We start from the raw sequence: 19,974 nt of genomic DNA, 5'->3' as shown, positions 1-19,974 counted from the left end.
TCACCTTCCGGTCCGGCTCGGGCGCTTGCGGAGCTTCGCGGTGCGGGCGCGGCGGCGCTCACCGCGGGCGGAGACGTCTTCGGTGGGCTCGGCGGCCACCTGCGGCGCGCCGGGTTCGCCGAGGAGCGTGACGAACTCGGCGATGGTCGGTTTCTCGAACAGGCTCGCCGGGGCCAGTTCGACGCCGAACTCCTTGGCGACGCGGCCGATCAGCACCAGGCCGATCAGCGAAGTACCACCGAGGTCGAAGAAGGGGTCGTGCACGCCGACCTGTTCCAGGCCGAGGCAGTCGCACCAGGCGGCGGCGACCCGCTCTTCGGCCGGGGTGCGCGGGGCGACGTACGCGGTGCGCAGATCGGGCCGCGGATACCGCTCGCCGGTGGGGATCGCGGCGTCGGCGCCGACCATCGCGTCGACCGAACCCATACGGGCGAGCGCCGCCAGCACGTCGGCCAGCGGGAGCGGCAGCACGGTCACCAGCGGCTCGCCGGAGACGATGATCCGCGAGAGCAGTTCGGTGCCTTCTTCGGCGCCGATGCCGAACTCCTCTCGGAACTTGCGGGAGCCCTCCTGCGCTTCGGCGGAACCCGAGAGCCCGGACGCCGTCCAGGCGTCCAGCTGCCAGGGCCCCCACGCGACCGACACGACCTGCTTGGCCGGACCACGTCCTCCTGCCGAGGCCGAGGCGACCCCGTCGAGGAAGGCGTTGGCGGCGGAGTAGTCGATCTCCCCGACGCCGACGGTGAGCGTCACCGTCGAGGAGTACAGGACCAGCAGGTCGACCGGTTCGACGCGCAGCGCCTCGGTCAGGGCGAGGGTGCCGTCGACCTTCGGCGCCAGCACCGCGGCCGCCTGCTCACGCGTCTTGTTCTGCAGCAGGCCACCACCGGCGATCCCGGCCGCGTGCACCACACCGTCGAGGTACCCGAAGTAGCCGCGGACCTCCGCCAGCAACGCCGCGGCCTCGCCGGGGGCGCTGACGTCGGCGCGCAGGGTCAGGACGTCGGCGCCGAGGGCGCGCAGATCCCGGACCGCCAGCAGCACTTCGCTCGTGCGGTCGTCGACGCCGTGGTCGGAGATCCAGTCGTCCCAGGTCTCCTCCGGCGGCAGGTCGGACCGGCCGGCCAGCGCGAGGTTCACGCCCAGCGGCGCGAGCCGCCGCGCCAGCGCGAGGCCGAGGACACCGAGCCCGCCGGTGATCAGGTAGGTCCCACCGGGCTTCCAGGCCAGCGAGTCGTCGACCTCGGGCAGCTCGACGACGTCGAAGCCGCGCAGCCAGCGGCGCCCGCCGCGCCAGGCGGCGACCGCGACTCCGTCGACAGTGTCCACAGTGGACGCAGCCAGGAGGTCGAGCTCGTGGAGGGCCTGGGCGACCTTGTCCCCGGCGCGGTCGAAGTCCGCGTACTGCGCGTGGACCAGCGGGTACTCGGCGGCGATCGCGTCGGCCGTGGCGGCGATGGTCGGGGCGAAGGCGTCGGTGGCGTCGCCGCCGAGGACGTCGAACCCGTTGCGGCCCAGGGCGAGCAGGTCGACGCGGCGGCCCGCACATTCGGCACCGATCGCCTTGCCGAGCTCCAGGAGACTGTAGAAGCCGGACTCGAGATCGCTCGTGGTGAGGCCGTAGGCGTGCACGATCCGCAGCGGGCCGTCCCCGGCGAGCACCTGGCGGTCCATCTCGGAGGCGACCGTGACGCGGTGCCCGGCGGCTTCCGCGGCGGCCGCGAAGTCGTCGGCGAAGGCACCCGGCTCGGCGAACAGGACCAGGTCCCCCGGCGTCGCGGGGACTCGGCGAGTGGTGTCCCGGTGCCACGTCGGAGTGTGCGCGGCCAGACCGGCGCGAACGGGCGTCTCCGGCTCGGCGGCGGACATCTGGTTGAGCGACCAACCCGAGCCGCGCGAGGCGACCTCCGGCCAGTAGCGGGTGCGCTGGAAGCGGTAGCCGGGCAGCGAAACGAACCGGCGGTCCGGTCCCGCACCGTCCGCCCAGCCGATCTCGACGCCGTGCTCCCACAGCGCGCCGAGCGCGGTCAGCCAGGCACGCCGTCCGGCACCGGCCACCGGCTCCGGCAGCAGCGAGACCACCGGCGTCTGCGGCAGATAGCGTCCGGCCGCCTCGGCGCCGTCGTCGCCGAGACCCGCCTCGACGAGGACTCCGGCGTATTTCGCCAGTGCCAGCAGGCCGTCTTCGAAGCGGTCGTCCGCGATCCGCCAGTGGGCCGGGTCCGCGGCCTCGGCGGCGGTGAGCACCGTGCCGGTGCGGGGCGAGATCACCGGCGCCGTGGGCGTTCCCACTCGTGGGACCGGCCCGCCGAGCGCGAGTTCGAGGCCTTCGGCGAGCCCGAACAACCCGCCCGCGACGGCGGCGACGCATTCGCCGGTCCCGCGTCCGAGCACCACGGCCGGTTCGAGGCCCAATGCGGTCAGCAGCCGGCAGAAGGCGTACTCGACGGCGAAGACCACGGCTCGTTCGTCGGCCTCGGCCGTGCCGTAGAGCGCGCCGAGGAGGTCGGCCCGGCCGTCCAGCAGGGCGGCGCATTCGTCGATCGCGGCGCGGAACGCGAGTTCCGTGCGGTACAGCTCGTCGGTGGCGCCCTGCCAGGCGCGGCGGGTGCCGGGCAGCAGGAGACCGAAGCGCCGCTTGTCGGTGACGGCCGTGGCGCCGGTGACCGCGCGCAGTGCCGTGACGGCGTCGGCGTGGTCGCGCACCAGCACCGCCTTGCGGACCGGCAGTGCGCTACGCCCGGCCTGAGTCGTGAAGGCGACGTCGGCGAGTTCGAGGTCTTCGGTCAGGTGGTCGGCCAGAGCCTCGGCGTTCGCGCACAGCCCGGCTTCGCTCTGCCCGGACACCGTGAGCAGTTGCCATTCCGGGCCCGGCGCGGGCATCGGAGCGGGCGCCGCCTGATCGAGGACGAAGTGGACATTGGAGCCGGACCAGCCGAACGAGCTGACGCCCGCGCGCAGCACCCCGTCGGCGTTGGCCGGGAAGGGACGCGCCTCGGGAACCGGGCGGACCGTGCCGTCCACGGTGACCACCGAGTTCGGCGTGTTCAGGTGCAGGTTGCCCGGCAGGGTGCCGTGTTCCAGCGACAGCACGGTCTTGATCAGCCCGGCCATCCCCGCCGCGGCGAGCGTGTGGCCGACGTTCGTCTTGACGGCGCCGACGTAGAGCGGTTCGGGCGCGTTCCGCTCGCCGAAGATCTCACCGAGGGCGGTGAACTCGATCGCGTCGCCGAGTTGTGTGCCGGAGCCGTGTGCCTCGACGTAGCCGACCTCGTCGGGGGTGACCCCGGCGTCGGCGAGCGCCGCGCGGATGACCGCGTTCTGCGCCGCGCGGCTGGGCGCGGTGAGCCCGTTGCTGCGGCCGTCCTGGTTGGTCGCGGTGCCGCGGATGACCGCGCGGGTCCGCCTGCCCGGGCCGACCTCGCCCGCCCGGCGGAGCACCACGACGCCGCCGCCCTCACCGATGACGTAGCCGTCGGCGCTCTCGTCGAAGGTCTTGGTGCGGCCGTCGGCGGCCAGCATGCTCATCTTGCAGGACTGGATGAACACGTCCGGGTTGATCATCGCCGAGGCCGCGCCGACGATCGCGATGTCGCATTCGCCGCGGCGGAGGCTCTGCACGGCCAGGTGCGCCGCGCTCAGCGCCGACGAGCAGGCGGTGTCGACGGTCAGACAAGGCCCGCGAAGGTCGAGCAGATGCGCGATGCGGCCGGCGGCGGCGGAAAGCGAGCTGCCGAGCCCGAAGTAGGGGTCGTCGGCCGCGTCCATGCCGTCGGCTTCGAGCTGCCGCATGCTGTACTGCATGGTGTCGATCAGCCCGGCGAACACGCCGGTGCGGCTGCCGCGCAGTTCGTCGGCGGTGAGCCCGGCGTCTTCGATGCCTTCCCACACCAGTTCCATGAGCAGGCGGAAGGTCGGGTCGAGCCGCCGCGCTTCCTGCGGTGAGAGGCCGAAGAACGCCGCGTCCCAGCCAGCGATGTCGTCGACGAACGCACCCTGCTGCGTGTACGCCTTGCCCGGCGCGGTGCGGTCGGGGTCGTAGTAGTCGGCGGCATTCCAGCGATCCGGCGGCACCTCGCGGACCAGATCCTTGCCCTGGACGAGGTTCTCCCAGAACTTCTCCGGGGTGTCGCTGCCACCGGCGAAGCGGCAGGACAGACCGACGACGGCGACGTCCTGGCCTGCGGCGGCCGGTCCGGTCACGACGGTCCGCGACTCCTGGGCCACGGGGGTGAGCGCGGCCAGCAGATGCGCGGCGAGCGCGGCCGGGGTGGCGTGGTCGAACACCATCGTCGGCGGGAGCGCCAGCCCGGTCTCGGAGTTGATCCGGCCGCGCAACTCGATGGCGGTGAGCGAATCGATGCCCAGTTTCGTGAACTGCTGCCCGGCCGGGACACCGTCGGTGTGCCCGAGGACGGCGGCCGTGTGGGTCAGGACCAGTTCGGTGAGCGCGCGTTCGCGTTCGGCCTCGGGCAGTCCGGCGAGCCGGGCTCGCCACGCGTCGGCGGCTTCGGCGCCTTCCTCGGCGCGGGCGGCTTCGGCCTCGGCGATGGCGACGACCTCGGGCAGGTCGGCCAGCAGCGGGCTCGGCCGCAGCGCGGCGAACGGCGGGGCGAACTTCTCCCAGGTCAGTTCGGCGACGGTCAGCGCGGTCTCGTCCCGGTCCAATGCCTGCCCGAGCGCGACCAGGCCGATCTCCGGTGCCATGGCCGGGACGCCGAGACCACTGAGCAGTTCGTCGAGGTCCGCGCCGACACCCATGCCGACCTCGCCCCAGCGACCCCACGCGATCGACGTCGCGGGGAGCCCGTTCGCCCGGCGGCGCTGCGCGACCGCTTCGAGATACGCGTTCGCGGCACCGTAAGCACTTTGGACCGCGTTGCCGATGGAAGCGGCGATCGAAGAGAACAGCACGAAGGCGTCGAGATCGAGCCCGTCGGTGAGCTCTTCGAGGTTGCGCGTCCCGGCGACCTTCGGGCGGAGGACGTCGGCGTAGCGCGTGCGGTCCATCGACTCGATGAGGCCGAGTTCGAGCACGCCGGCGAGGTGGAAGACCGCGCGGAGATCGTCGCGGATCGGCTCGACGACGGCTGCGAGGGCGTCGCGGTCGGCGACGTCGCACGCGGCGATGGTGACGCGATCCCCGGCCAGTTCCGCCGCGCCGGGAGCGTCTTCTCCCTGGCGGGAAACGAGAACGACGCGGTCGGCACCGTGGTCGACCAGCCAGCGGGCGACGATGCCGCCGAGTCCGCCGGTTCCGCCCGTGACGAGCACGGTGCCGCGCGGCTGCCAGGACCGCTGGGGCTCGGCAGGCTCGGCGTGAGCGAGCCGCCTGCCGAAGGCGCCAGCGGCCCGGACGGCGACCTGGTCCTCACCGCGAGGGCCGCTGAGGACGCCGCGCAGGAGGGCTACGGTCCGCTCTCCCTGCTCGGCCGGGACGTCGACGAGACCGCCCCACGCCTGCGGGTTCTCCAGCGCGGCCGCCCGGCCGAAACCCCACAACTGGGCCTGGGCGGGCGAATCCGGCGCGTCGTGGGCGCCGGTCGAGACCGCGCCCCGGGTGAGCGTCCACAGTGGACCTTGCGGGTCGCGGGCGGTCAGCTCCCGCACCAGGGTCATCGTGGCCTCGGCGCCGAACGAGAGCCCGTCTGTCTCGGTCTCGTCGAAGGCCAGCAGGGACAGGATGCCGTCGAAGGTCTCGTCCGGCAGGTCCACGCGATCGGGCTGCTCGACGACGAGCCGCCGCACCTCGGCATCGGACAGGGCTTCGGCGGCGGTCTCGATCCACGGATGTTCCTGGGCCGAGGTGACGAGCAGCCAGCGGCCGGTGGCCGTGGTCGCCGCGGGGGTGAAGGGCTGCCAGCGGACGTGGTAGGCCAGCGAAGCCGCTTCGGCCGACAGCGACCGGGCGCGGCGGTAACGCGACAACGCGGGCAGGACCGTGCCGAGCGGCGCCTCGATGTCGGACAGCTTCAGCTCGGCGGCGAACTCGCCGACGTCGCCCGATTCGACGACCGACCAGAACCGGCCGTCCTCAGCGGCGGTGAGCAGCGTGCCCGGGTTCTCCAGCCAGAAACGCTTGCGCTGGAACGGATAAGTCGGCAGGGTGACGACCCGCGCGCCACTGCCGCCGAGGTAGGCGGCCCAGTCGACACGGGCGCCGTTGGCGTGGATCAGGCCCAGCGCGGTGACCAGCGTGGCGGCCTGGTCGCGGTCCTTGCGCTGGGCCGTGGCGAACACAACGCCTTCAGGGCGGACCGACCGGCCCATCGGGGTGAGCGCGGCGTCCGGGCCGAGTTCGAGAAAGGTCGTGACGCCTTCGCCGTGCAGGGTTTCCACCGCGTCGGCGAATCGGACGGTCCCGCGGACGTGCTCGGCCCAGTACGCCGGGTCCGTGAGCCGGTCGGCGAGGTCGCCGGTCAGTGTCGAGACGACCGGGATCGTGGGTTCGCGGAAGGTCAGGGTCCGTGCGACGGCGGCGAAGTCGGCGAGCATCGGCTCCATCAGCGCCGAGTGGAAGGCGTGGGACACCGAAAGCCGCGTCGTGCGGCGGCCGGGGAAGCGTTCCGCGACGGCGGTGGTCGCCGCCTCGGCGCCGGACAGGACGACCGCGCGCGGGCCGTTGACCGCCGCGAGGGCGACGTCGGCCGACAGGTACGGTCGGACCTCGTCCTCGGTCGCCTCCAGCGCGATCATCGCGCCGCCCTCGGGCAATGCCTGCATCAACCGGCCGCGAGCAGCGACCAGGCGAGCCGCGTCCTCCAGCGAGAACACGCCGGCGACATGGGCGGCCGCGATCTCCCCGACCGAGTGCCCGGCGAGGAAGTCGGGCGTGACACCCCAGGACGCGACGAGCCGGAAGAGTGCGACCTCGAACGCGAACAGGGCGGGCTGGGCGAATTCGGTGCGGTCCAGGCGCGCCGCGTCGGTGCCGAAAACGACGTCACGGACTCCGGGCAGGTGTGCGCAGGCCTCGTCGAAGGCCTCGGCGAACACCGGGAAACACTCGTGGAGACGGCGGCCCATGCCGAGCCGCTGTGAACCCTGGCCGGTGAACAGCACGGCCAGCCGTCCCGCGGTGTCGCTGCCGGTGACCGTGCCCGCTTCGCCGCCCGCGAGGGCGCGGAGACCGGCAGCCAGCTCGGCGCGGTCGGCACCGGTGACGACGGCGCGGTGCTCCATGGTGGCGCGGGTGGTGGCCAGCGAGAACGCGACGTCGACCGGTTCGGCGCCGGATTCGTCCACAGTGGACAACAGGGCGGCGGCCTGCGCACGGACGGCGGCGGGCGAGGCGCCGGACAGCACGTACGGAACCACCGGCGGCGCCACGATCTCGCGCTCCTCGGCGGCGTCTTCGGCCGGCTGCTCCAGGATGACGTGCGCGTTGGTGCCGCTGATGCCGAACGACGACACGCCCGCGCGGCGCGGCCGGTCCGTCGCGGTCCACGGCCGGGCCGTGTCGAGCAGTTCCACGGCACCGGCGGACCAGTCGACGTGCGGGGACGGCGCGTCGACGTGCAGGGTGGCGGGCAGCTTGGCGTGGCGCATCGCCTCGACCAGTTTGACGATGCCGGCGAGACCGGCGGCGGCCTGGGTGTGGCCGATGTTGGACTTCACCGAGCCCAGCCACAGCGGGGTTTCGCGGTCCTTGCCGTAGGTGGCCAGCAGCGCCTGTGCCTCGATCGGGTCACCCAGCGCGGTCCCGGTGCCGTGTGCCTCCACGACGTCCACAGTGGACGCTTCGATTCCGGCGTTCGCGAGCGCGGCGCGGATCACGCGTTGCTGCGACGGCCCGTTCGGAGCGGTCAGGCCGCTGGAGGCGCCGTCGGAGTTGACCGCGCTGCCGCGGACGAGCGCGAGGACCGGATGGCCGTTGCGGCGCGCGTCGGACAGCCGCTCCAGCACCAGCATCCCGGCGCCCTCGGCCCAGTTGGTGCCGTCGGCGGCGGCCGCGAACGGCTTGCAGCGGCCGTCCGGTGCGAGCCCCCGCTGCCGCGAGAACTCGACGAACGCCCCCGGCGTCGCCATCACCGTGACACCGCCGGCCAGCGCCAGCGTGCACTCCCCCGACCGCAGCGCGCGGGCCGCGAGGTGGACCGCGACCAGCGACGACGAGCATGCCGTGTCGATCGATACCGACGGCCCTTCGAGGCCGAGCGCGTAGGAGACGCGGCCCGACACGACGCTGCCGGAAGTGCCGATGCCGAGGTAGCCCTCGTGCTCTTCGGGTAACGCGGTCAGCCGTGACGCGTAGTCGGTGAACCCGACCCCGGCGAACACCCCGGTGGCGCTGCCCTTGAGCGAAAGCGGGTCGATCCCGGCCCGCTCGACGGCTTCCCACGCCGTCTCCAGCAGCAGACGCTGCTGCGGGTCGGTCGCCTCGGCCTCCCGCGGCGAGATGCCGAACAGCTCGTTGTCGAATTCCGCGGCGTCGTGCAGGAATCCGCCCTCACGGACGTAACTGGTGCCTGGCACGGACGGGTCGGGATCGTGGATCGCGTCGGTGTCCCAACCGCGGTCGGCCGGGAACGGCGAGATCGCGTCACCACCGCCGTCGACCAGCTCCCACAACTGTTCCGGGGTGCGGACACCGCCGGGGAACCGGCAGCTCATCGCGACGATCGCGATGGGCTCGGTCTCCTTCTCCCGCGCGTCCGCCAGCTCGCGGCGGCTCTCCCGCAGGTCGGCCGCCATCCGCTTGAGGTAGTCGACGTACTGCTCTTCCGAAGGCATGTCACGGCTCCTCAATGTCTGTAGTGAACTCGCTATCGCGGCGGCAGGGCGCCTTTCCCTCGCTCGTGACACGGACGACCGGACAGCGCCCTGCCGACGTCGATCGAGGTCGCGGGTTCACGCGTCTGGTCACCTTTCCGAGAGATGTGTCAGCTCCGCCGGCTGGCTCCTGAATGGATGGGGGCGGTCTCAGCGCGGGCCGAATTCGTCGTCGATCAGCGCGAGGAGGTCGTCCGGTGAAGCTGCGTCGAGGTCTGCGTGGGCGGGCTTCTTCGCCGCCCAGGCCGACAGCAGCCGCTTCAGCCGTCCGTCGATCTCCGTGTCGCCGGGGTCGGCGCCGTCGAGCAGGGCTTCGAGCCGGGTGATCTGTTCGGTCACCGCGGCGGCCGCGCCGGTCTCGGGGGCGAGTTCGGTCTGGAGGTACTTCGCCAGCGCGTCCGGCGCCGGGTAGTCGAAGACGACCGTCGTGGGCAGGGTGAGGCCGGTCGCGGCGGCCAGCGCGGTCCGGAACTCGACGGCGGTGAGCGAGTCGAACCCGAGGTCGAGGAAGCCGCGGCCGGGGGCGATCGCGGCCGCCCCGGCGTGCCCGAGCACGGCCGCGGCCTGCCCGCGCACCAGGTCGAGCAACGCGCGTTCCTGCTCCGCTTCGGCCAGCCCGGCGAGCTTGACCCGCAGGGCGCCGGCGTCGGCAGCCGCGGCGGTACGCCGGACCGCGGGCACCAGATCGCGCAGGACCGGCGGAAGCTGCCCGGCCGCGGCGGCGTCGGCGAGACCGGCCTTGTCGAGCTTCACCGGGACCGAGGCGACCACGTCCGCGGCCAGTGCGGCGTCGAACAACGCCAGCCCTTCCTCTGTGCCCAACGCGGGGAAACCGTTGCGGCTCAAGCGTTGCCCGGCCTGAGTGCCGAGGGCGCCGCCCATGCCGTCCGCCCAGCGGCCCCAGGCCAGCGAGCGGGCGGGCAGGCCGAGCGCCCGGCGGTGCACGGCGAGACCGTCGAGGAAGGCGTTGGCGGCGGCGTAGTTGCCCTGCCCCGCGTTCCCGAAGACCCCGGCGGCCGAGGAGAACAGGACGAACGCCGCGAGTTCGTGGCCCTTGGTCAGCTCGTGCAGGTGCCAAGCGGCGGCGGCCTTGGGACCGAGTACGCCGGCGAGCCGATCCGGGGTGAGCGCGCCGACGAGACCGTCGTCGAGGACGCCCGCCGCGTGCACGACCCCGTTCAGCCGGGGGATCCCGGCCAGGAGGCGTTCGACGGCGGCGCGGTCGGCGACGTCGCACGCTTCGACGCGGACCTCCGCGCCGAGAGCCGTCAACTCGCCGGACAACTCGGTCGCGCCCGGGGCGTCGGGACCGCGGCGGCTGGTGAGCACCAGTTCCGTGACGCCGTGCGCCCGCACCAGGTGCCGCGCGAGCTGGGCACCGAGCCCACCGGTGCCGCCGGTGACGAGCACCGCTCCCCCGGCCAACACCGGAGTCTCGGTGGTGTGAGCATGCACCAGCGAGAGCTTCGGCGCGTACAACTTGCCTTCTCGCACCAACAGTTGGTCTTCGCCGGTGGCAAGCGCCTTGCCGAGGAGCGTGGTGTCACCGTCGCCGTCGACGAGGACGAACCGGCCGGGGTTCTCCGACTGTGCCGCGCGCACCAGACCCCAGACCGCGGCGGCCGCCGGATCCGCACCGTCCTCTTCGGACAATGCGACGGCACCGGCGGTCAGGACGACCAGCCGGGTTCCGGTGTACGCCGGGTCCTGGAGCGCGGCGAGCACGGTCGCCGTGGCCGACCGTGCCGCGTCGGCCACATCACCCGCCGGTTCGGCGAGTTCCAGGACCACCGCGTCGGGCAGCTCGGCGCCGACGTCTTCGCGGCGGACCCAGGACACTTCGCCGTCGCCCGCCGGTACGGGCGACCAGACGATCCGGTGCAGCGACTCGCTCGGTGCGGTCACCACGGCCGGGCGCTCCCCGAAGGTCACCTCGGCGGACAGCACCGGGGCTCCCGCGAGGTCGAACACCGCCAGCTCCCCCGCCGGGCTCAGGTGCGCCCGGACGGTCGTGGCGCCGGTGGCGTGCAGGGTCACGTTCCGCCAGGCGATCGGCCAGCCGTGTCCGGCCAGGACCGGGTCGAGCAGGCTCGGGTGCAGGCCGTACAGCTGCGCGCCGTCGTCCGGCAGGGTCAGCTCGGTCGGCGGTCCGGCCGGGTCCGACGGGGCCGGAGCCGGTGTGGTGACCAGGAATCCGGTTCCGTGCCGCTGCCAGCCTTGCCCGGCGCGGGTGTGGATCGAGACCGGGCGGCGGCCGTCGCTCTCGGTACCGACGGCGACCTGGACCTCGCGGTCCCCGGTCAGCGGTGCCTCGACCGCGAACTCCGCCAGCGTGCCCGCGCCGGCCTCGTCACCGGCGCGGATCGCCAGTTCGACCAGCAGGGTGTCCGAGGCGTCGGCGGGGAGGAAGCCGGTGCACAGGACCGAGCCGTCGTCCGCCGACGTCACGGCGTTCGCCAGCACCGGGTGGCGCAGGCCGCCGGCGATGCGCGCCACGGCGGGTTCGCGCAGCCAGTACCGCTCGTGCTGGAAGGCGTAGGTCGGCAGGTCGACGACCCGCGGTTTCGCGGGGGCGAAGAACGTAGCCCAGTCGACGTCGATCCCCCGGACGTGCAGACTGGCCAGCGCGGTGACCGCCGTCGCCGGCTCGTCCTTGTCGTCGCGCAGGGCGGGGGTCGCCTCGCCGGATCCCGCGGCCAGTGCGGAAAGCACCGCCGCCGGACCGATTTCGAGGTAGGTGGTCACGTTCTCGGCCACGAGCGTGTTCAGCGCGTCGGCGAACCGGACCGGCTCCCGCACATGCCGCACCCAGTACGCGGGGTCGGTCAGCTCGGTGGCGACGGCGCCGGTGACCGCCGAGACGACCGGGATCGACGGCTCGGTATAGATCAGGCTCCGCGCGACTTCCGCGAAGTCGTCGAGCATCGGGTCCATGAGCGGCGAGTGGAACGCGTGGGAGACGTCGAGCCGCTTCACCTTGCGGCCGCGGGCCTCCAGCGCCGACGCGGCCGCCAGCACCGGCCCCTCCGCGCCCGAGAGCACGACGGCGTCCGGGCCGTTGACCGCCGCGACGGCCACGCCGAACTCGGCGACCTCGGCCTCGGTGGCCTGCACGGCGACCATCGCGCCGCCTTCGGGCAGCGCTTCCATCAGCCTGCCTCGCGCTTCGATCAGCTTCGCCGCGTCTTCCAGCGAGAACACGCCCGCGACGTGGGCGGCGGCGATCTCGCCGATCGAGTGCCCGGCGACGAAAGCCGGGCGCACGCCCCACGACTCGAAGAGCCGGTGGAGCGCGACCTCCAGGGCGAAGATCGCGGGCTGGGCGGTCCCGGTCCGGCTCAGATCACCGTCGAGCGGGAGCAACGCCGCGATCTCGTCGTAAGCCTCGGCGAAGGCGGGGAAGGCTTCGTAGAGTCCCTGCCCCATGCCCAGTCGCTGCGAGCCTTGACCGGTGAACAGGAAGGCCAGGCGGCCGGACGCGGGTTCGCCGGTGACGACGCCCTGAGCGGATCCGCCCGAAGCGAGCGCCCGCAGGCCCGCGCCCGGATCGCCGACGACGAACGCGCGGTACTGGTGATGGGTGCGAGTGGTGGCGAGCGAGTAGCCGACATCAACAGTAGCGTCCACTGTGGACAATCGGAAAGCCTGCGCCGCCAATGCCGCCGGAGTACGTCCGGAAAGCACCAACGGCAGAACGGGCAGCGTTCCCGAAGACTCGGGCTCGGGTTCGGCCGGGGCCTGTTCGAGGACGACGTGGGCGTTGGTGCCGCTGATGCCGAACGACGACACCCCGGCGCGACGCGGGCCGCCGGTCTCCGGCCACGGCGTCCGCTCGGTGAGCAGCGCGATGTCCCCGGCCGTCCAATCGACGTGCGGCGTCGGCTCGTCCACGTGCAGGCTCGCCGGGACGATCCCGTGGTTCATCGCCTCGACCATCTTGATGATCCCGGCGACCCCGGCGGCGGCCTGCGTGTGGCCGATGTTGGACTTGACCGAACCGAGCAGCAGCGGCCGCTCGCGGTCCCGGCCGTAGGTCGCCAGCAGCGCCTGCGCCTCGATCGGGTCGCCCAGCGGCGTACCGGTTCCGTGCGCTTCGACGACGTCCACAGTGGACGCTTCGATCCCGGCGTTCGCCAGCGCCGACCGGATCACGCGCTGCTGCGAAGGTCCGTTGGGGGCGGTGAGCCCGTTGGACGCGCCATCCTGGTTGACCGCGGAACCCTTGACGACCGCGAGGACGCGGTGCCCGTTGCGGCGGGCGTCGGAAAGGCGTTCCAGTACCAGGATCCCGACGCCTTCGGCCCAGTTGGTGCCGTCGGCGGCCCCGGCGAACGGCTTGCAGCGGCCGTCGGGCGCCAGCCCGCGCTGCCGCGAGAACTCGACGAACATGTCGGGCGAGGCCATCACGTTGACGCCGCCCGCCAGTGCCAGCGTGCACTCCCCCGACCGCAGCGACTGCGCGGCCAGGTGCACGGCGACCAGCGAAGACGAGCAAGCGGTGTCGACGGAGACGGCCGGGCCTTCCAGACCCAGCGAGTAGGCGACGCGTCCGGAGACGACACTGCTGAAGGAAGCGGTGCCCAGGAAACCCTCGACCTGCTCGGGAATCGCGCTCAGCCGCGAGATGTAGTCGTTGGACAGGGCACCCGCGAAGACACCGGTGCTGGTGCCGCGCAGGGAAGCCGGATCGATGCCCGCCCCCTCCAGCGCCTCCCACGCGGTCTCGAGTACCTGGCGCTGCTGCGGATCCATCGCCAGCGCTTCCCGCGGTGAGATCCCGAAGAACTCGGCGTCGAAATCGCCCGCGTTGTACAGAAAGGCGCCCTCGGACGCGTAGGTGGTGCCGCGGTGATCGGGGTCCGGATGGAACAGCGAGTCCAGCGGCCAGTCGCGGTCGGCCGGGAAGTCCCCGACACCGTCGCGGCCCTCGGCGACCAGCTGCCAGAGCTCGGCGGGTGAGGTGACCTCGCCCGGGTACCGGCAGCCCATGCCGACGATGACGACCGGATCGTCGTGGATACCGGCCCCGGTCGTGGCGGGGGTGACCACGACCCGGGCCGGCGTCTCGTCCCCGACGAGTTCGCCACGCAGGAAGATCTTCAGCGCGTCGGGCGTCGGGTGGTCGAAGACGAGCGTCGCGGGCAGCCGGAGACCGGTGGCGGCGCCGAGACGGTTGCGCAGTTCGACCGCGGTGAGCGAGTCGAAGCCGATTTCGTTGAACGCGCGGGTCGCGGCGATCCCGGCCGCGTCGGCGTGCCCGAGGACCAGCGCGACCTCACGGCGCACCAGGTCCAGCAGGAGTTCGTCCCGGTCCGGCGCGGACAGCCCGGCGAGCTTGCGCCGCAGTTCGCCCGCCTGCTCGGCGGTGGCGGTCTTCGCCTTGGCACGGCCGGAACCGCCGACGAGCGCGCGGATCAGCGGGGAGATCGGGGCGTCGCTGCCGCGGACGGTCGCTCGGTCGAACTTGAGGCCGAGCAGGACGGCGTGGTCGAGGCCGACCGCGCGGTCGAACATCGCCAAGCCCTCTTCGGGATCGATTGGCGGGAAACCGCTGCGGCGCATACGTTCTTCGCCCGCGTCGCCGAGTTCGCCTTTCATCCCGCCGGACCACAGGCCCCACGCGACGGACTGCGCGGCCAGGCCTTCGGCGCGACGGCGGGTGGCGAGGCCGTCGAGGAAGGCGTTGGCGGCGGCGTAGTTGCCCTGGCCGGGGTTGCCGAGCACACCGGCGGCGGAGGAGAACTGGACGAACCAGCGCAGCGGCAGATCCGCGGTCAGCTCGTGCAGATGCCAGGCCGCGTCGGCCTTCGGGGCGAGGACGCGGTCGAGGCGTTCGGGATTCAGCGCGTCGATCGGGGCGTCGTCGAGGACACCGGCCGCGTGGACGACGGCGGTCAGCGGGTGCTCCGCCGGGATCGAAGCGAGCAGCGCGGCGACGGCTTCGCGGTCCGCGCTGTCGCACGCGGCGATGGTGACGGTCGCGCCCAGCGCGGTCAGCTCTTCGGACAGCTCAGCCGCGCCTGGGGCGTCCGGGCCGCGGCGGCTGGTCAGGAGCAGATGCCGGACGCCGTACTCGGCGATCAGATGTTTGGCGAGCAGGGCGCCGAGACCGCCGGTGCCGCCGGTGATCAGGACAGTGCCGCCGGGCTCCGGCCCGCGCGGGATGGTCAGCACGACCTTGCCGATGTGCTTGGCCTGACTGAGCAGCCGGAACGCCTCCGGCGCCCGGCGGACGTCCCAAACGTGACACGGCAACGGCTTCAGCACACCACTCGCGAACAACTCCAGCACTTCGGCCCACATGCGGGAGAACTGCCCGGGGCCGGCTTCGATGAGGTCGTAGGGCCGGTAGTGCACACCGGGGTGCCGCGCGGCGACCTCGCCGGGGTCACGCAGTCCGGCCTTGCCCATCTCCAGGAACCGGCCGCCACGCGGCAGCAGCCGAAGGGAGGCGTCGACGAAGTCACCGGTGAGCGCGTCGAGGACGACGTCGACCCCGCGGCCTTCGCTGGTGGCGAGGAAGTGCTGTTCGAAGTCGAGGGTGCGGGAGTTCGCGATGTGGCCGTCGTCCAGCCCGGCTTCGCGCAGCACGTGCTGCTTAGCCGGGCTGGCGGTGCTGTAGACCTCGGCGCCGAGATGGCGGGCGATCTGGATCGCCGCCATACCGACGCCACCGGCGCCCGCGTGGACCAGGACGGACTCCCCCGCCTTCAGTCCGGCGAGTTCCTTGAGACCGAAGTAGGCGGTGAGGAACACCAGCGGCACGGACGCGGCTTCCTCGTCCGTCCAGTTCTCGGGAATGCGAGCGCACATCGAGCGCTGCGCGGTGGTGATGGAGCCGATGCCGCCGATCGCGACACCCATCACGCGGTCGCCGGGCACCAGATCGTCCACTTCGGACCCGACCTCGGTGACCACACCGGCGATCTCGTTGCCGAGCGGCCCGGGCTCGCCTTCGAACATGCCGAGGACGTTGAGCGCGTCGCGGAAGTTGAGACCCGCGGCGGCGACGGCGACCCGGATATGCCCGGGTTTCAGGGGTTCGAGGGCCTGAGGGCAGGGTTCGAGCCGCAGTTCCTCCAGCGTTCCGCGAGCCGCCATGCCGAGGCGCCAGGCGGGTTCGGCGGGCGGGCTGAGCTCGTCGGCGCCGGGGACCGAGCCGAGCCGAAGCGCGGCGAACACACCGTCGCGCAAGGTCAGCTGGGGTTCGCCGGTCGCCAGCGCGGCGGTGAGTTCGGTTTCGGTCAGATCGCCGGTCTCGGTGTCGACGAGGACGACCCGGCCGGGGAGTTCGCTCTGCGCCGAGCGGCCGAGGCCCCAGACCGCGGCGGCGGCCGGATCGACCCGGCCAGGGCCGATGGCGGCGCAGGTGATGAGGACGAGTTTCGCGTCGGCGAAGCGGTCTTCGGCGGAGAACTGCTGCAGGACGGCGAGGACCTCACGGGTGGCGATGCGGGCACCCGCCGGGTCGGTGAACACCGGGAGCACGACCACCGGCGGAACGGCGCCGCCGCCGACCCGCCCGTGATAGGCCCACTCGACCGGCGCCGGTTCGGCGGGGGTGGGCAGTGGCGTCCAGTCGAGGCGGAACAGCGAGTCGAGACCGGGGGCCGCCGAGGTGACGGGGGCGAGTTCGCGCAGAGTCAGGGAGCCGATGGTGACGACCGGTGTTCCCGTTCCGTCGGCGGCGCGCAGGGTGACGGCGCCGGACGGTCCCGGCGTGAGCTTCAGCCGCAGCGCGGACGCGCCGGTGGCGTGCAGGGTGACGTCCTGCCAGTGGAACGGCAGCTTGGCGCCGCCCGGTTCCCCGGCCAGCAGACCGATCGTGTGCAGACCGGCGTCCAGGAGCGCGGGGTGGAGACCGAAGCGCTCGACGTCGGCCTTCGCGGTGTCTTCCGGCAGCGCGGTCTCGGCGAAGATCTCCTCGTCCAGCCGCCAAGCGGCCTTGAGTCCCTGGAAGGCCGGGCCGTATTCCAGTCCGGCGGCGGCGAACACCGGGTAGACGTCGGCGACGTCGATCGAGACGGCGTCACGGGGCGGCCACTCGGCGAGGTCGAAACCGGCGGCCGGAGCCTGCGGCGCCAGGGTTCCCGAACCGTGCAACGTCCAAGCGCCTTCCCCGGCGCGCGAGTACACGGCGACGGCGCGACGGCCGCTTTCGTCCGGCCCGGCCAGGACGACCTGGACGTCCAGCGGACCCGCCAGGACCATCGGCTCGCGCAGGGTGAGTTCTTCCAGGTGCGCGCAGCCGGCTTCGTCCCCGGCTCGTAGCGCGAGCTCGACCAGGGCCGTACCCGGCACGATGACGGTGCCCGCGACCGCGTGATCGGAAAGCCAGGGATGGGTGGACGGCGAGATCCGGCCGGTCAGCACGACCCCGGCGCCGTCGGCGAGCGGAACGGCCGCGCCGAGCAGCGGGTGAGCGGCGTCGGCCAGGCCGAGCCCGCCCGGGTCGCCCGCGCCGCGGCCGCCGCGCAGCCAGTAGTTCTCGCGCTGGAACGGGTACGTGGGCAGATCGACCGTGCGGGCCCCGGTGCCCTCGTAGCACGCGGTCCAGTCGACGCGGGCGCCGCGGACGTGCAGTTCGGCGAGCACGGTCATCGCCGTCTGGGCTTCGGCGCGGTCCTTGCGCAGCACCGGGACGACGAGGGTGCCTTCGGGCGGCAACGTCCGAGCGGCCATCCCCGCCAGCACCGCGTCCGGGCCGATCTCGACGAACCGGGAAACCCCTTCGCCGCGCAGGAATCCGACGCCGTCGGCGAACCGCACCGGCTGCCGGACATGCCGCGGCCAGTAGCCGGGCACGGTGACCTCGCCGGGACCGGCGAGACGGCCGGTCACGTTGGACACCACCGGGATCGACGGCGTCCCGTGCGGGATCTCCGCGGCGATGGCGCCGAATTCGGCGAGCATGCCGTCCATCCGCGCCGAGTGCGACGCGTGAGAGATGTTGAGCCGCTTGATCTTCCGGCCGCGTTCGGCGAATTTCGCGGCGAGGGCCTCGGCGGCGGCTTCCTCCCCGGAGACGACGACCGAGTCGGGGGCGTTGAGCGCGCCGATGGCGAGACCGTCGGTCAGTTCGGCGGCGACCTCCTCCTCGGTGGCCTGGACGCCGATCATCGCGCCGCCCGGCGGCTGGGCCTCCATCAGGCGTCCGCGCGCGGTGATCATCCGCGCGGCACCGGCCAGGTCCCAGACCCCGGCGACATGGGCCGCGGCCAGCTCACCGGCGGAATGGCCGACGACGTAGTCCGGGTGCACGCCCCACGACTCCAGCAGCCGGAAGAGCGCGACCTGCACGGCGAACATCGCGGGCTGCGCGAAGGTCATCCGGTCGAGCAGCTTCTGGTCGTCGCCGAAGACGACGCCTGCCAGCGGGCGGTCGAGGTGCGGGTCGAGGGCGGCGCACGTCTCGTCGAAGGCGGCGCGGTAGGCGGGGAAGGTGTCGTACAGCTCGCGGCCCATGCCGCAACGCTGGGAACCCATGCCGGAGAACAGGAACGCGGTGCGCCCGAGCAGCGGCTCGCCGGTGACGACGCCGGGTGCGGGCTCGCCCTCGGCGAGCGCGGTCAGCCCCGCCGCGAGGTCTTGCCGGGTGCTGCCGACGATCGCGGCGCGCGACTCCAGCGCGGTGCGCGTGGTGGCCAGCGACCAGCCGAGATCGAGCGGATCGAAGGTGTCCACTGTAGACAGAAGTTGTGCGGCGGCGGCTTTCAGCGCGGCGGGGCCGCGCGCCGAAAGGGGCCACGTCTGGACGGCGGGCGGAGTCCGCTCCGGCTCGGCGTCCTCAGCCGAAGGGGCCTGCTCCAGGATGACGTGCGCGTTGGTGCCGCTCATGCCGAAGGACGACACCCCGGCGCGGCGCGGGCGGTCGCCGGTCTCCCATGGCCGGGGTTCGGTGAGCAGTTCGACGGCTCCGGCCGTCCAGTCGACGTGCGGGGAAGGCTCGTCGACGTGGAGGGTGCGGGGCAGCACGCCGTGCCGCATGGCCTCGACCATCTTGATGATCCCGGCGACCCCGGCGGCGGCCTGCGTGTGCCCGATGTTCGACTTGACCGAACCGAGCCACAGTGGGGTTTCCCGCTCACGGCCATAGGTGGCCAGCAGTGCCTGCGCCTCGATCGGGTCGCCGAGGGTGGTGCCGGTGCCGTGCGCCTCCACGGCGTCGACGTCGGCGGCGGTCAGCTTGGCGTTCTTCAGCGCGGCACGGATGACGCGTTGCTGGGCCGGCCCGTTGGGCGCGGTCAGGCCGTTGGACGCGCCGTCCTGGTTGACCGCCGTTCCCCTGAGGACGGCGAGGATCCGATGCCCGTTGCGGCGCGCGTCGGACAGCCGCTCCAGCAGGAGCATGCCCGCGCCCTCGCCCCAGCCGGTGCCGTCCGCGCCGGCGGCGAACGCCTTGCAGCGCCCGTCCGGCGCCATCCCGCGCTGGCGTGAGAACTCGACGAACGTCTCCGGCGTGGCCATCACCGTGACGCCGCCCGCCAGCGCGAGCGAGCACTCCTCCGACCGCAGCGCGTGCGCCGCGAGGTGGACCGCCACCAGCGAAGACGAGCACGCCGTGTCGATCGTGACCGCCGGGCCCTCCAGCCCGAGGGTGTACGACAGCCGGCCCGACAGCACACTGTTGGACGAGCCGGTGCCGAGAAACCCTTCGACCTCTTCGGATTCGCCGTCGAATCCGGAGACGTACTCGGTGCGCATGGCGCCGGCGAACACCCCGGTGGCGCTGCCCTTCAGCGCCGCCGTGTCCAGCCCGGCCCGTTCGAAGGTCTCCCAGGTGACCTCCAGCAGCAACCGCTGCTGCGGGTCCATCGCGAGCGCTTCCCGCGGCGAGATCCCGAAGAAGCCCGCGTCGAATTCCCCGGCGTCGTGCAGGAATCCGCCCTGGTCGCTGTAGCTGGTGCCCCGGTGTTCCGGGTCCGGGTGATAGAGCCCGTCGGTGTCCCAGCCCCGGTTCGCCGGGAATCCCGTCATCCCGTCCCCGCCGCCGTCGACGAGGTCCCACAGTCCTTCCGGCGAGGTGACCCCGCCCGGGAAGCGGCAGGCCATGCCGATCACGGCCAGCGGTTCCGAACCGCTTTCCTCGGCCTCTCGCAGCCGGCGCCGCGTCTCGCGCAGTTCGGCGGTCAGTCGCTTGAGGTAGTCGAGCGTCCGCTCGTCGGTCGTCATGACGGTGGTCCTCCTCGCGGCGGCGGGCCG

At 73.0% G+C, this 19,974-nt stretch carries 2 protein-coding genes; both read right to left on the bottom strand.

The genetic code is table 11. The features are described 5' to 3' along the window. Positions 1-8,733, bottom strand: a complete 8,733-nt coding sequence (locus AC069I_RS15645; RefSeq protein ID WP_478265693.1) for a type I polyketide synthase — start codon at positions 8,731-8,733, stop codon at positions 1-3. A gap of 189 nt (positions 8,734-8,922) precedes the next feature. Then, entirely contained in the window at positions 8,923-19,944 is an 11,022-nt protein-coding gene (locus AC069I_RS15640; protein ID WP_478265692.1) for an SDR family NAD(P)-dependent oxidoreductase, read from the bottom strand. Between the last annotated feature and the right edge of the window lie 30 nt (positions 19,945-19,974).

It is taken from the genome of Amycolatopsis sp. NPDC043885 (genome assembly GCF_056435685.1).
The sequence above is the reverse complement of the archived record's forward strand: the minus strand, read 5'-3'. Positions and strand labels throughout refer to the sequence as shown.